Raw genomic sequence first — 14401 nt, 5'->3', positions numbered from 1 at the left:
CGTGGGGGCGTCAGTTCCGCGCCAATGCCTGCGCGAGCGCGTGATAGGATGCTTTCGGGGTTCTTGCCAAGGTCTCGAAATCAACATGCACGAGGCCGAAGCGTTTTTCATAACCTTCCGCCCATTCATAATTGTCGAGCATCGACCAGTAGAAGAAGCCCTGCACATTGGCGCCCGCCGCGATGGCGCGTTGCGTGGCGCGCAAGTGATCGGCGACAAAGGCGATGCGGGTCGCGTCGTCCAGCGGCTCGGCCAGCGCCATGCCATTTTCGGTGACATAGACCGGCAGATTGCCGACATGATCGCGGGCGAGACGGGTCAGGAAATGCTCCAGCCCCTCGGGGTGGATTTCCCATCCCATCTGGGTTTTCGGCAGCGGGCCTTCCACCTCGCGCGTGGCGGGCCAGGGGCCGGGGGCGGCGGCATGGATGTGGCGGGTGTAGTAGTTGACGCCCAGCCAGTCGAGCGGCTGACGGATCACCGCCATGTCGTCTTGCCAGCCGTGCGGCAGATGCGGCTCCAGCCCCTCCAGCGCTTCGGTCGGGTAAGCGCCGTTCGTGATGGCCTCGATGAACCAGCGATTGAAAATTGCATCCTGCCGCGTGGCGGCGGCGATGTCGGCTGGCGTCTCGCTGGCGGGAATCGCGCGGTCGAAGTTCAGCACGATTCCAAGGTCTTGCTGACCCAGCCCGCGCAGCCGTTCGATGGCCATTCCATGCGCCAGAAGGATATGGTGCATGGCGCGGGCGGCGGCGCGGATGTCACGCAGGCCGGGCGCATGGGCGCCGAGGAAATGCGACAGCCATGCCACGCACCACGGCTCATTGATCGTGGCGGTGGTGGCGAGGCGGTCGCCAATTCGGCAGGTCATCACCTCGGCGAAATCGGCGAAACGCGCGCAGGTGTCGCGGTTGCGCCAGCCGCCAAGATCGGCCAGCGCGGCGGGCAGATCCCAGTGATAGAGCGTCAGGAACGGTTTGAGCCCGCGCGCCAGCATGCCATCGACAAGCCGGTCATAGAAATCCAGACCCTCGGGGTTTACCGTCACGCCATCCGGCATCACCCGCGACCAGTTGGTCGAAAAGCGCCAGGCATCCATATGGGCGCGGGCGGCAAGGTCCAGATCCTCGGGCCAGCGGTGGTAATGGTCGCAGGCGGTGGCGCCATCCTCGGCGCGCACCACATTGCCGGGCGTTGCGGCAAAGGTGTCCCAGTGCGAGGGGCCACAACCGCCGAAGCGCGTGCCCTCCACCTGATAGGCGGCGGTGGCGGCACCGAACAGGAAGCCCGGCGGGAAGGTGGCGCGCGGCGGGATCGGATCAGCCACGATGCGGGCCCGTGGATTGACCGATGATCAACTCTGCCTCCATCAGCAACTCGCGCGGCGCCCCGGCCTCGCCCCGGATCAGCCCGATCAGCATCGCGGCGGCCTGACGCCCGGCCTCGCGCACGGAAGACCGGGTGGCGGTAAAGATCGGCACGTCATCGCCATTGCGCAGATAGCTCAGTTCGTCGTCATGGATGATGACCGAAACATCGCGCCCCATGCGCAGCCCGCGTTCCTCGATGGCACGGCGCAGGCCAAGCCCCATGATCATGGAGGACACCAGAAAGGCGGTCGGCGGGTTGGGAGCCGACAGCAGCGCCACGCCCAGCCGGTGCCCGCAGGTTTCCGTCATTTCCTCGGCGGCCATGATGGCGGGGTCCGGTGTGATGCCGTGGGCGGCCAGTGCTGCCTCATATCCCGCCCGGCGACGAATGGCGAAATCCATGAATTCCAGCCCGTTCAGCAGGGCGATGCGCCGATGCCCGAGGTCCAGCAGGAATTCGGTCGCGCGCTGGAAGGCACGGCGGTTGTTCACATCGACCCAAGGGTAAGGCCGGGCGCTGTCGGTGGCACGGCCATGCACAACAAAGGGAATGCCCAGATCATGCAGGAGCGGGATGCGTTCATCCTGCATGCGTGGCGAATGGACGATCACCCCGTCCACCGTGCCACGCGATTTCAGTTCCCGATAGGCGCGTTCCTCGTCATCATCGGGGACGACCGACAGAAGCAGGTCATAGCCGTTGCGGGAATAGACCTCGCCCGCGCCTGCGATGAAATCGGCAAAGACCGGGTTCACGATCTCGTGCCGGGTTGCCACGGGGATCACATGCCCGACCGCCATGGCACGTCCTGTAGCGAGACGAATGGCGCGCGTATTCGGCTGATAGTTGTATTTTCGCGCTGCCGCCGCTACTCTTTCACGGGTCGCCTCGTTGACCTCCGGGTAGCCGTTCAGAGCCCGGCTCACCGTGGTCGGCGAGAGGTCGAGTTTACGGGCAAGCTCCTTCAGGTTCATGTCGGTTCAGCCAAAGCGTTTCAAATTCGCCGGGATGTTAGCGGCATGGGGCAGGGGCGTCAAAGCCGAAATGACCGGATCAAGAGGCGATTGATGGATTGGAAATTGCGGATCGTAGTGAAGATTCGTTGACAACAAGGGGTGCGCCGACTTAGCTGTCCCAATCCAAAGCGGTTTGAAATGTGATTCCGCTAAGGGAGGCGGCGCCGGATCGAAGCGCCGATGGAGGAGGAACGGGAGGATGACAATGAAACGGACCCTGTGCGCAAGCGCGGCGGTGATCGCCCTGTTGGCCGGTCAGGCCGGGGCGCGCGATCTGAAATTCGCACCGGGCGAGGATGCGCGGCTGAACTGGAACAGCTTCGAGGCGTTCAAGCAGGATCTGTCGGGGCAGGAACTGACGATCCTCGGCCCATGGCTTGGCCCTGACAAGGATCTGGTCGAAAGCGTCATTGCCTATTTCGAGGCGGCGACCGGCGCCAAGGTGAACTACAGCGGCTCCGACAGCTTTGAACAGCAGATCGTCATTGATGCACAGGCGGGGTCGCCGCCCGACATTGCGGTCTTCCCGCAGCCTGGCCTGCTGCGCGATCTGGCCAGCAAGGGCTTTGTGGTGCCGCTGGGCGACGAGACCGCGAAATGGGTGGCCGAAAACTATGCCGCCGGGCAAAGCTGGGTCGATCTGGCGACGTTCCCCGGCAAGGACGGCACGCCGGGTCTTTACGGTTTCTTCTACAAGGCCGACCTGAAATCGCTGGTCTGGTATGTGCCCGAGAATTTCGAGGACGCGGGCTATGAAGTGCCCAAGACCATGGAAGAGCTGAAAGCGCTGTCACAGCAGATCGTTGATGACGGCGGCACGCCGTGGTGCATCGGGCTTGGCTCGGGCGGGGCGACCGGCTGGCCCGCGACCGACTGGGTCGAGGACATGATGCTGCGCACCACCTCGCCCGAGAATTACGACCGCTGGGTCAGCAATGATCTGAAGTTCGATGACCCCGTCGTGGTCAATGCCATCGAGGAATATGGCGCCTTTGCGCGCAACGACGCCTGGGTGGCGGGTGGCGCGGGCGGTGTCGCCTCCACCGATTTCCGTGACAGCCCGAAGGGCCTGTTTGCCTCGCCGCCGGCCTGCTACATGCACCGTCAGGCCAGCTTCATCCCGTCCTTCTTCCCCGAAGGCACGGTGATCGGTCAGGATGCCGATTTCTTCTATTTCCCGGCCTATGCGGGCAAGGATCTGGGCCAGCCGGTTCTGGGCGCGGGCACGGTTTTCGGGATGATGAAGGACAGCCCTGCCGCGCGCGCCTTCATCCAGTTCCTCGAAACGCCCATCGCGCACGAGGTCTGGATGGCGCAGAAGGGCTTCCTGACCCCGCACAAGGGCGTCAATCCCGAAGCTTATGGCGACGAGACGCTGAAGAAGATGGGCGACATTCTTCTGAACGCCACCACCTTCCGCTTTGACGCTTCCGACCTGATGCCCGGACCGATCGGCGCCGGGGCTTTCTGGACCGGAATGGTCGATTACTCCGGTGGCAAGGATGCCGCCGCCGTTGCGGCCGAGATCCAGAAGACCTGGGATACGCTGAAGTAAAACGCGCGATGTAACGAGTGCGTCCCGCCCGGACCAATCCGGGCGGGAAGTCTGCGGCTGCCTTCGATGCAAGGGGGAAACATGGAACAGCTACTGATGGCGGGCGGCACCATCGTGATCGGTGTCTTCGGATGCGTCGCCTATTTCTTTCTGTCGAACCTGATCCTCGACACGCTGCTGCCACCGCGCGGGGCAGATGCCGGGCGCAACATCGCCCGCGCCGCGCAGATCCGGCCCTGGCTGTTCCTGATGCCTGCCGTGCTGCTGCTGGCGGTCTATCTGGTCTATCCGGTCTTCGTGTCGGTCTGGTATTCGTTCCACGATTCCTCCGGCCAGACCTATGTTGGCTTCGACAATTATTCTTGGCTGGTCAGCGATTCCAAGTTCCGGGAATCGATGCGCAACAACATCCTTTGGCTGCTGGTGGTGCCTGCCGCATCGACCTTCTTCGGGCTGATCGCCGCCGCCCTGACCGACCGGATCCGCTGGGGCAATTTCGCCAAGGCGATGATCTTCATGCCAATGGCGATTTCCTTCGTCGGCGCCTCGGTGATCTGGAAATTCATCTACGACTATCGCGGCGACGGCCAGACCGAGATCGGCATGCTCAATGCGATCTGGGTCTCGCTGGGTGGCCAGCCGCAAACCTGGCTGACGCTGGAGCCGGGCAACAGCTTCATGCTGATGATCGTGCTGATCTGGATTCAGACCGGCTTTGCCATGGTGATCCTGTCCGCAGCACTGCGCGGGATCCCCGAGGAAACGGTGGAGGCCGCGATCCTCGACGGTGCCTCACCCTTGCAGATCTTCGCCCGCATCAAGGTGCCGCAGATCTGGGGCACCATCGCGGTGGTCTGGACAACGATCACCATCACCGTGCTGAAGGTCTTCGACATCGTGCTGGCGATGACCAATGGCCAGTGGGGGACGCAGGTTCTGGCCAACCTCATGTTCGACTGGATGTTCCGCGGCAATGATACCGGGCGGGCCTCGGTCGTTGCGTTGGTCATCATGCTGATGGTGACGCCGATCATGATCTGGAACATCCGCAATGCCCGGAAGGAGATGCGCTGATGGACAATATCGCAGGAACAAAATCCTCGCTGGTCTGGGCCGTGCATCTCGCCACTGCCGCGCTGGTGCTTCTGTGGGTGCTGCCGACGATCGGGCTTTTGGTGTCGTCCTTCCGTGACCGCGACCAGATCACCACCTCGGGCTGGTGGCGATCCTTGTTCCCGGCTGAACAGAACATCGTCTACCGCGCCGGCGATGCAGATACGCAACGGCAGGACGGGCCGCTCTGGGTGATCGACGGCAATGTGTTTGACGGTGCAGGGGGCGAGGTCACGGCCTTCGGGGTCAATTCCCGTGCGCCCGCCGCCTTCGCCCCGGGGGCCGAGGCCGATCTGAAGGACGGGGTGAAGCTGGCGGTGCAGTCCAATGGCGACTACCGCCTGACCGCACCCGCGCAGTTCGAGGGCCGCTCGCCCCGCATCTTCGTCAGTTCAGTCTCCCCGCCGCGCTTCACGCTCGACAATTACCGCCGCGTGATGTTCGCCGAGGGGCTGGGCCGCGCCTTCCTCAACACCATGACGGTGACGATCCCTGCCACGATCATCCCGATCCTGATCGCGGCCTTCGCGGCCTATGCGCTGGCGTGGATGGAGTTTCCGGGCCGCGCGCTGCTGATTGCCGCGGTGGTGGGCTTGCTGGTCGTGCCGTTGCAGATGGCGCTCATCCCGCTTCTGAAGCTGCACAACCAGCTTGGCATCGGCAAGGAATACATAGGAATCTGGCTGGCGCATTCCGGCTTCGGCCTGCCACTGGCGATCTACCTTCTGCGCAACTACATGGTCGGCCTGCCGCGCGAGATCATCGAAAGCGCGCGCGTCGATGGGGCCACCGACTTCCAGATCTTCCTCAAGATCATCCTTCCGCTCAGTTTTCCGGCGCTGGCCTCCTTTGCGATCTTCCAGTTCCTCTGGACATGGAACGACCTGCTGGTTGCCACCGTCTTCCTTGGCAACAACCCCGACCAACTGGTGATGACCGGCCTCCTGCGCGAGCTGATGGGCTCCAAGGGGGGGGAATGGGAAATCCTTGCCGCCTCTGCCTTCGTGTCCATTGCCGTGCCTCTGATCGTGTTCTTCGCAATGCAAAAATACCTCGTGCGCGGCCTCTTGGCCGGCTCGGTGAAGTGAGAGATCCATGACCCTTCCCAAAGACCCCGACTGGTGGCGCGGCGCGGTGATCTATCAGATCTACCCGCGCAGCTTTCAGGACAGCAACGGCGACGGTATCGGCGACCTGCCGGGCATCACCGCGCGGCTGGACCACATCGCGGCCCTTGGCGCCGATGCGATCTGGATCAGCCCGTTCTTCACCTCGCCGATGAAGGATTTCGGCTATGACGTCAGCGATTATTGCGACGTCGATCCTATGTTCGGCACGCTGGCCGATTTCGACGCACTGGTGACGCGGGCGCATGAGCTTGGCCTGCGGGTGATGATCGACCTCGTGCTGTCGCACAGTTCCGACCAGCATCCGTGGTTCCGCGAAAGCCGGCAGAGCCGGGATAATCCGAAGGCCGACTGGTATGTCTGGGCCGATGCGAAGCCCGATGGCACGCCGCCAAACAACTGGCTGTCGATCTTCGGCGGCTCGGCCTGGTCCTGGGATGCCCGGCGCGAGCAATATTACCTGCACAACTTCCTGACTTCGCAGCCCGACCTGAACTTCCACAACCCGGATGTGCAGGAAGCGCAGCTTGATGTGACACGGTTCTGGCTGGCGCGCGGGGTGGATGGTTTCCGTTTGGATACCATAAACTTCTACTTCGCAGACAAATACTTGCGCGACAATCCTGCGCTTCCAAAGGAGCTGCGCAACGATTCCATTGCGCCCGCGGTGAACCCCTATAACCACCAGATGCACCTGTTCGACAAGAACCAGCCAGAGAACCTTGAATTCCTGCGGAAATTCCGTGCCGTTCTGGTGCCCTACGGTGCGGCGGCGGTGGGCGAGGTCGGTGATGCCCAGCGCGGTCTGGAAATCATGGCCGAATATACCTCGGGCGGCGACAAGGTGCAGATGTGCTATCCGTTCGAGATGCTGCAACCCAAGCGACTGACGGCTGATGGCGTGGAGGCAACCTTTGCCCGCATGGCCGCTGCTGCCCCGGATGCCTGGCCGTGCTGGAGCTATTCCAACCATGACACGGTGCGCCATATCACGCGCTGGAAACTTTCAGATGAGGGTGCAAAGGCTTATACGGCGTTGCTGATGTGCCTGCGCGGCTCGGTCTGCCTGTATCAGGGCGAAGAACTGGGCCTGCCGGAAGCTGAGATCGCCTTTGAGGATCTGCAAGACCCTTATGGCATCGAGTTCTGGCCCGAGTTCAAGGGTCGCGACGGCGCGCGCACGCCGATGGTCTGGCAGCAGGACAATGCGCAGGGTGGCTTTACCACTGGCCCGCGCGCCTGGCTGCCGGTGACAGCGCCACATCTGACGCGGGCCGTCGGGGCGCAGACGGGGGTGGAGGCATCCATGCTCGAATTCTACCGCGCCGCGCTGGCTTTCCGGCGTGCCCATCCGGTGCTGCGCGAGGGCACCATGACAGGGATCGAGGCGGTGGGCGCCGTGATCCGGTTCCATCGCCAGGGCAGTGAAGAGATTTTCTGTGCCTTCAACCTTGGCGAAGGCACGCAAGAGATCGACTTGCCGGAAGGCCGGTGGGAGACGGTGGGTCAGAACATCGGCGGGCAACCTGCCGACGGTGGGAAAGCGATTTTGGGGCCCTGGCACTATTGCCTGGCCCGTCGGGTATGAGGGAGGGGCGCATATGGCCGATCTGAAACTGACCGGGGTTGAGAAGGCCTATGGTGAGGTCAAGGTTCTGAAGAACATCGACCTTGACATCAAGACGGGCGAATTGATCGTGTTTGTCGGCCCCTCGGGCTGCGGCAAGTCCACACTTCTGCGGATGATCGCCGGGCTTGAACGCATCACCGGCGGCGATTTCACCATTGATGGCGTGCGGATGAACGAGGTGCCGCCGGCACAGCGTGGTATCGCCATGGTATTCCAGTCCTACGCGCTCTATCCACATATGACCGTGCGGCAGAACATGGAATTCGCGCTGAAAATCGCGAAGAAGCCGCAGGCCGAGTTGGATGCTGCGGTGGATAATGCCGCTCGCATCCTCCAACTGACACCCTATCTGGATCGCCTGCCCAAGGCGCTTTCGGGCGGGCAGCGGCAGCGCGTGGCGATCGGTCGGGCGATCGTGCGCGACCCGAAAGTCTATCTGTTCGACGAGCCGCTCTCGAACCTTGATGCCGCGCTGCGGGTGGCAACGCGGATCGAGATCGCCCAGTTGAAAGAGGCGATGCCGGATTCGACCATGATCTACGTCACCCATGACCAAGTGGAGGCGATGACGCTGGCCAGCCGCATCGTCGTGCTGGCGGGCGGCGGTATCGCGCAGGTCGGTACGCCGCTGGAGCTTTATGAACGGCCAGAAAACGAGTTCGTGGCGCAGTTCATCGGCAGCCCGGCGATGAACCTTTTGCCCGGCAAGATCGTCGCCACCGGCGCCGAGACCCGGGTGCAACTGGATGGCGGAGGCGACGCCATCGCTGCGATCCCCACAGACGCCGCAGATCTGGGGCTGGCGGTCAACCTTGGTGTCCGGCCTGAGGATATGGTGCCCAGTGACACCTCCGCGCTTTATACCGGCGAGGTGGAAATCACCGAAGCGCTTGGCGAGGTGACGCTGCTTTACTTCAAGCGCGCGGGCGAGGCGGCGCCGGTGGTGGCGAAACTGCCGGGCATCCATCAGGGTCTGCGGCATAGTCAGGTGCATCTGACCGCCGATCCGGCCAAGCTGCACCTGTTCCATAACGGGCGGTCTCTGCTTTACCGCTGAGACCAGCGCCCATCCGGCAAGAAACAGTGCCGAAAGAGCCAACGCGATCAGCGTGGGCACCCAGAGGGTCAATCGTGGTGGAGGCGGCAGGTTTCTCATGACCGCTTCATCGCATCTTAAACTTTCCGGCCGGTTAATGGCTGTATGGAAAGTCTGACCGATTCCGAATGGGACGCGCTGCAGCCGGCGCCACCCTTGCAACAAAGCCGCAGCTATGCCGACACCATGGCTTTGCTGGGGGCGCAGGTGCTGCGGGGGCTGCTGAACGATGTGCCGGTGCAGATGATCGCGCGGCGGGGTTTGCGGGTGATCCACCGACCGCCTGCAAATGTGCATCTGGCTCCTCTGGCGCAGCACGCTGGGCTGACCGTGGCGACGACGACCGGGCCGGGGATATTGCCGCTTGTCACCGCGCGTCACCATGCCGAATGGGATCTGACCCCGCCGCCAGAGGCGCTGCGGAAGGCGCTGGCGCCGAAATGGCGCGGGCATTTGAACGCAGCACATTCCGTAGAAATTTCAGAAGGAAGTGATGCAACCCTGGGAAACTTGTTGAACAAAGACACCATGCAGGGCAGGGCGCGCGGCTATCGTAATCTGGGGGCGGCGTTTCTGGCAGTCTGGCGGGGGGAGCGGTTGATCCTGCATGTATCCCGAAAGGACGACATGCTGGCTGCCATGATGTTTCTGATCCATGGCGCAGCGGCGAGCTACCTGATCGCCTGGACCAGCGCAGAGGGGCGTCGGATCGAGGCGCATCGCGCGATGCTCTGGCAGGCTGCTTTGCTACTGCGGGGGCGCGGTGTGACCCGCATCGACCTTGGGCCTGTCGATGCGGGCAATCCGGGCCTTGCCGGGTTCAAACTCGGCACGGGCGCCAGGCTGGTGAACCTTGGGCCGACCGGCCTTGTGTTACCGCTGTGACCGCGCATGGAAGATGAAACCGAGGAAATTCAGCAAGACCTGCGCGGCGAGGATGGCCGTTGATTGGCTCGGGTCGTAGTCTGGCGCCACCTCGACCAGATCAATGCCGACAATCTCGTGGTCACGGGCGACACCTTGCAGGATCTCCAGCACCTCGTAGTAAAGGAACCCGCCGTGCGAAGGTGTGCCGGTGCCCGGCGCGATCGAGGGGCAAAAGCCGTCAATGTCGATGGTGACGTAAAGCCGCGCGCCATTCGGGATTCGGGCCAGAACCCCGTCGCAACCCAGCTTCCGCACCTGTCGCACGCTGAGGATGTCGTCGCCCATGGCGCGCGCGGCTTCATATCCCTCTTGCGTCGTGGACGAAACATTGCGGATGCCCAGCGCGGTGATCCCGGTCACATAATCCTTCTCCGCCGCGCGCCGCATCGGATTGCCATGGCCGTGCCGGACGCCATGACGCACATCGACGAAATCCAGATGCGCGTCGATTTGCAGAATGTGGATTGGTCCCTGATCGTCGAAGGCGCGGATGCAGGGGATGTTCACCGAATGGTCACCGCCGATCACCACCGGCAAGGCACCGGCCTTCAGGATGGCGCGCACCCCGGCCTCGATATTGGCGTGGCTGGTCTCGGTATCGGTATGCACGATGTCGGCGTCGCCGATATCGACGATGCGGACATCGCTGCCAAGATAGGTGCAATCGTCTTCGTGGTCATAGGCGCCGGCATGGCCAAAGCTGAACAGGGTGGAAGCTTCGCGCACCGCCCGTGGGCCAAAGCGCGCGCCTGCACGGAACTGGGTGCCGAAGTCGAACGGCGCGCCCATCACCGCGACATCGGCCTCGATCCGGCTCCAGTCTGCCTGATAGGGGCGCTTGCCGAAGGTGGAAATGCCCACGAAGGGCAGGTTGAGGCGTCCGGTCTCGTAGGCGTGACTGCTCATCGGAATCTCCCTGTTGTTTCGGGCGATCCTGACCGGGGATCAGGTTTTCGGCAAGAAGCCACCGTGGGTGGCCAGCAGCCGGGCAAGCCGCGTTCCGGCCGGGGACAGCGCGTTGTCGCGCGCAACCGCAATGACAAGCGGTTCCCCCGGCCCTGCATCCAGCACCGGGCGGGTGACCAGCGCAGCGCCATCATAGCTTTGTCCCGGCACCGGCGCCGTGTAGCTGAGCCCGACGCCCAGACCGTTGGCGGCGAAGGACCGCATCAACTCCAGCGTCGCGGTGCGGTGCGCGATCCGGGGCGCAAGGCCGCGCCGGGCGAACAGCGCCCGCATATGCCCGACCGACAGCCCCTGATCGGCGAGGATCAGCGGCACATCGGCCAGTTCCGCCAGAGACACCCCGGCGCGCAGGGCAAGCCGGTGACGCGGCCCCATCACCGCATGGGGTTTCACGCGGGCAACCTCCTCGCGGATCATGCTCTGGGGCAGGCCCAGATCCCATGTCAGGGCAAGATCGATCTGGCCCCGGCCAAGGCCGTCGGTCATTGCCTCAAACCCCAGCACGCTGGGTGTGATGGGCAGGTCGGCGGGCAGGGTGGCGAGCAATGGCCCCAGCATCACCGGCGCCAGATCCTCGAAAACCGCGAGCCGCACCGGCGCGGCAGGCGCGGCCTCTCCGGCCATCAACCGCGCCATGGCACCAATCTGTGCTTCTGCCGCTTCCAGAAAATCGCGGCCAAAGGCGGTGGGAACAGCCGGGCCGCGCGGGCGGCGCAGGAACAGCGGCTTGCCAAGCTGCGCCTCAAGCTGCGACAGGGCGACTGACAGCGCGGGCTGGCTGATGTTCAGCGCCTGGGCCGCAGCCGTGACTCCGCCGTTGCGGGCAACCGCTACGGCGTATTCCAACTGGCGCAGGGTAACTGATAGCATTTATCTATCTCGAACATGCGAAGATATTATTTGAAACTATGTTAGCCGCGCGGCACCTTTCTGCCAAGCGCAACAGGAGGCCCGCAATGGCGAAGATCGAGATTACCCCCGAAATGATCGAAACCTACCAGACCGAAGGGGTGGTTCTGGTCCGTGGCCTTTGGGCCGACTGGGTGGAGGAGCTGCGCGCCGGGGTTGAACGCAATATGGCAGAACCGGGCCCCTATGCGGCCGAGAACCTCAAACCCGGCGAAGGGGGGCGTTTCTTCGACGACTATTGCAACTGGGATCGTATCCCCGAGTTCGAGCGTGTGATCCGCGAAAGCGCTGTGGCCGAGGTGGCGGCGCAATTGATGGCATCTGACCGGGTGCAGATGTTCCACGATCATGTGCTGGTGAAAGAGCCGGGCACCACAAAACCGACGCCCTGGCATCAGGACGGTCCATATTACTTTGTCGAAGGGCAGCAGACCGTCAGCTTCTGGTCGCCGCTGGACCCCGTGCGCGAGGCCAGCCTGCGCTGCGTTGCCGGATCGCATCTGTGGGAAAAGGAGGTGCTGCCGACCCGCTGGCTGGCCGAGACGAGCTTCTACCCCGACAGCGAGAAATACATGCCGGTCCCCGACCCGGATGCCGAAGGCATGCCGATCCGCGAATGGCAGATGGAACCGGGCGATGCCGTGGCCTTCAACTATCGCACCCTGCATGGCGCGCGCGGCAATGATGCCGCAACCCGGCGCCGGGCCTTCAGTCTGCGGCTGGTGGGCGATGATGCGCGCTATGTGGAACGGCCGGGCCGCACTTCGCCCCCCTATCCGGGGCATGAGATGCAGCCGGGTCAGCGTCTGCGCGAGGACTGGTTTCCCTATTTGCGCTGAGGGCGGGGGGTGCGGCTTTGACGCACTTTTCCGTGTGCAACCGATGCGCTAGGGCTTGGGCAGACCTTCAAGGAGCCGCCCATGCCCGACCCCGCGCCCGTCCCGCGTGACCGCCGCCCTAGGACCTATCCGGCGCCCGAGTTTCCGCCGCGCCGCCCTGCGCTTTTCGCCCGCATGCCGCCGGCTGTTTTTCCGGCCCTGATGGGGGCGCTGGGTTTGGGCCTTGCGCTGCGGCGGGGACTGCCCGCCCTTGGTCTGCCGGTTGAGATCGGCGAGCTGGTCATGGGCGCGGCTGTGGCCCTGTGGCTGTTCGCGGCCTTCGGCTATCTGGTCAAGCTGACCCGCCGACCCTCGGTCCTGTTCGAGGATCTGCGGGTGCTGCCCGGACGCGCGGGGCTTTCTGCCGGTTCGCTGGGCCTGATGCTCGCCGCCGCCGCGCTGCTGCCCTATACGCCGGGCATGGCGCAGGGTCTGCTGTTCGCAGGGCTTGGCCTGCATGCGGCACTGGCGCTGGCGCTGATCTACAGCTTCGCCACCGGACCGGCCGAAGCGCGCATGGTCACCCCCGCATGGCACCTGCATTTCGTGGGTTTCATCATCGGGGGGCTGAGTGCCGCGCCGCTGGGGCTGACACAGCTTGCATTGGTGATCCTCGGCGTGACCGGCCTCGTCGCCGTGGCTATCTGGACGGTTTCGCTGGTGCAGTTGGTCCGCCGTGTGCCGCCTGCCCCCCTGCGGCCGCTTCTGGCAATTCATCTGGCACCCGCCTGTCTTCTGTCGAGCGTGGCGAGCCTGCTTGGCCTGAATGGCTGGGCGCTTGGTCTTCTGGCCCTTGCGGCGGTCATCTTCCTTGCGCTGGTCGGAGCTGCGCGCTGGATCACGGTCAGCGGGTTCAGCCCGATGTGGGGCGCCTTCACCTTCCCGCTCGCGGCCTTCGCCTCGGCGCTTTATCTGCAAGGGCTGGATGTCACCGGCACGATTGCGCTGGTTCTGGCACTGGGGGTGGTGCCCGCCGTGCTGTTTCGTGTGATGAAGGCATGGGCGGGTGGAAGCCTCGCTGCCCGCACCAATGCGGCCGAAGCCTAGGGCCGGATCTGCGCGACAAACGCACGGGCAAGGGCAAGGCCCGCATGATCGGCGGCGGCACCTGCTGTCGCGGCCGCCTCGGCCCGGTCGGCCAACCAGCCCGGCGCCATATCTTCGATGGCCGCAGGAAAGCAGCGCGCCCAGTCTGCCACAACCGCCCGATGCGCCTCGAAATGGAACTGCGTGCCATAGGTCGCGCGGCCCAGCCGGAATGCCTGATGTGCCGCCACGCCTGACCGGGCCAGATGAACGGCACCTGCGGGCAGGGTGAATGTATCGGAATGCCACTGGAAACTGGCGAATTGTGAGGGCAGTTGTCCCAGAACCGGATCTGCCGCGCCGGCATCGGTCAGTTCCACCTTGCACCAGCCGAATTCCGGTGCGGTGCCGATACGATTTTCCGCCCCGAAACCGCGTGCGAGGATCTGGCTGCCAAGGCAGATGCCCAGCACCGCGCGATCCGCATCGGAAAATGCGCGCATCCGGTGGGCAAGCTCGGGCAGATAGGGGTGGCTGTCATCAGCGCACGCGTTCTGCTCGCCCCCGAAGACCACAAGCGCATCGTAATCGGCAGGCTCGGGCAGGCGCCCATCGGCCCATGGCTTGTAAAGCCCGATCCTCGCCGCAGCCTCATGCAGCGCCACGCCGACCTGACCGTGATGGGTGACCTTCGTATTCTCGACAATCGCAACGCGCATCCTGCCCTCCGTTCCGCCCCGCCATCCTGCATGTCCCGGACGCACACTCAAGCCCCGCCGAAATGGGA

At 64.1% G+C, this 14401-nt stretch carries 13 protein-coding genes; 8 read left to right on the top strand and 5 right to left on the bottom strand.

All coding sequences use genetic code 11. The features are described 5' to 3' along the window. Positions 1-10: 10 nt before the first annotated feature. Both D2N39_RS00365 and D2N39_RS00360 read right to left on the bottom strand, forming a co-directional pair. The gene (locus D2N39_RS00365; RefSeq protein WP_233557013.1) at positions 11-1327 is read right to left on the bottom strand and encodes a GH1 family beta-glucosidase; all 1317 of its coding nucleotides are present in this window, start codon (positions 1325-1327) and stop codon (positions 11-13) included. After that, positions 1320-2345: a LacI family DNA-binding transcriptional regulator gene (locus D2N39_RS00360; protein ID WP_119132783.1), complete on the bottom strand. Its 1026-nt coding sequence runs from the start codon at positions 2343-2345 to the stop codon at positions 1320-1322. The genes D2N39_RS00365 and D2N39_RS00360 overlap by 8 nt, the downstream gene beginning before the upstream one ends. Before the next feature lie 247 nt (positions 2346-2592). Between D2N39_RS00360 and D2N39_RS00355 the strand changes: the two genes are divergently transcribed. From D2N39_RS00355 to D2N39_RS00330, 6 genes are all read left to right on the top strand, one after another. Then, positions 2593-3942: an ABC transporter substrate-binding protein gene (locus tag D2N39_RS00355; RefSeq protein WP_119132781.1), complete on the top strand. Its 1350-nt coding sequence runs from the start codon at positions 2593-2595 to the stop codon at positions 3940-3942. A gap of 81 nt (positions 3943-4023) precedes the next feature. After that, complete coding sequence (locus D2N39_RS00350; protein ID WP_119132780.1) at positions 4024-5016, top strand: carbohydrate ABC transporter permease; 993 nt, start codon at positions 4024-4026, stop codon at positions 5014-5016. After that, entirely contained in the window at positions 5016-6143 is a 1128-nt protein-coding gene (locus D2N39_RS00345; protein ID WP_119132778.1) for a carbohydrate ABC transporter permease, read from the top strand. The genes D2N39_RS00350 and D2N39_RS00345 overlap by 1 nt, the downstream gene beginning before the upstream one ends. Positions 6144-6150: 7 nt before the next feature. Then, positions 6151-7770, top strand: coding sequence for an alpha-amylase family glycosyl hydrolase (locus D2N39_RS00340; protein WP_119132776.1), 1620 nt, complete (start codon positions 6151-6153; stop codon positions 7768-7770). Positions 7771-7783: 13 nt separating this feature from the next. After that, positions 7784-8869 carry an ABC transporter ATP-binding protein gene (locus D2N39_RS00335; RefSeq protein WP_119132774.1) on the top strand — a complete coding sequence of 362 codons (1086 nt, stop codon included), beginning with the start codon at positions 7784-7786 and terminating at the stop codon, positions 8867-8869. 144 nt (positions 8870-9013) lie between these two features. Beyond that, on the top strand, positions 9014-9793 hold the full coding sequence (locus D2N39_RS00330) for a hypothetical protein (RefSeq protein WP_119132773.1): 780 nt from the start codon (positions 9014-9016) through the stop codon (positions 9791-9793). On the opposite strand, the gene speB is transcribed toward D2N39_RS00330, so the two are convergent. After that, complete coding sequence (gene speB, locus D2N39_RS00325) at positions 9782-10741, bottom strand: agmatinase (protein WP_119132771.1); 960 nt, start codon at positions 10739-10741, stop codon at positions 9782-9784. The genes D2N39_RS00330 and speB overlap by 12 nt on opposite strands. 39 nt (positions 10742-10780) lie before the next feature. Next, positions 10781-11671 carry a LysR family transcriptional regulator gene (locus tag D2N39_RS00320; protein ID WP_119132769.1) on the bottom strand — a complete coding sequence of 297 codons (891 nt, stop codon included), beginning with the start codon at positions 11669-11671 and terminating at the stop codon, positions 10781-10783. 86 nt (positions 11672-11757) lie between these two features. Here D2N39_RS00320 and D2N39_RS00315 point away from each other — a divergent pair, with 86 nt between their 5' ends. Continuing rightward, positions 11758-12549 (top strand): phytanoyl-CoA dioxygenase family protein, encoded by a 792-nt coding sequence (locus tag D2N39_RS00315; protein WP_119132767.1) that lies wholly within the window; start codon positions 11758-11760, stop codon positions 12547-12549. An 81-nt stretch (positions 12550-12630) separates the two neighbouring features. Further along, the gene (locus D2N39_RS00310) at positions 12631-13635 is read left to right on the top strand and encodes a TDT family transporter (protein WP_119132766.1); all 1005 of its coding nucleotides are present in this window, start codon (positions 12631-12633) and stop codon (positions 13633-13635) included. On the opposite strand, the gene D2N39_RS00305 is transcribed toward D2N39_RS00310, so the two are convergent. Continuing rightward, complete coding sequence (locus D2N39_RS00305; protein WP_119132764.1) at positions 13632-14333, bottom strand: type 1 glutamine amidotransferase; 702 nt, start codon at positions 14331-14333, stop codon at positions 13632-13634. The two genes, D2N39_RS00310 and D2N39_RS00305, sit on opposite strands and share 4 nt — an antisense overlap. Positions 14334-14401 lie beyond the last annotated feature (68 nt).

It is taken from the genome of Gemmobacter lutimaris, assembly GCF_003570715.1.
Classification (GTDB): Bacteria; Pseudomonadota; Alphaproteobacteria; order Rhodobacterales; family Rhodobacteraceae; genus Gemmobacter; species Gemmobacter lutimaris.
The sequence above is the reverse complement of the archived record's forward strand: the minus strand, read 5'-3'. Positions and strand labels throughout refer to the sequence as shown.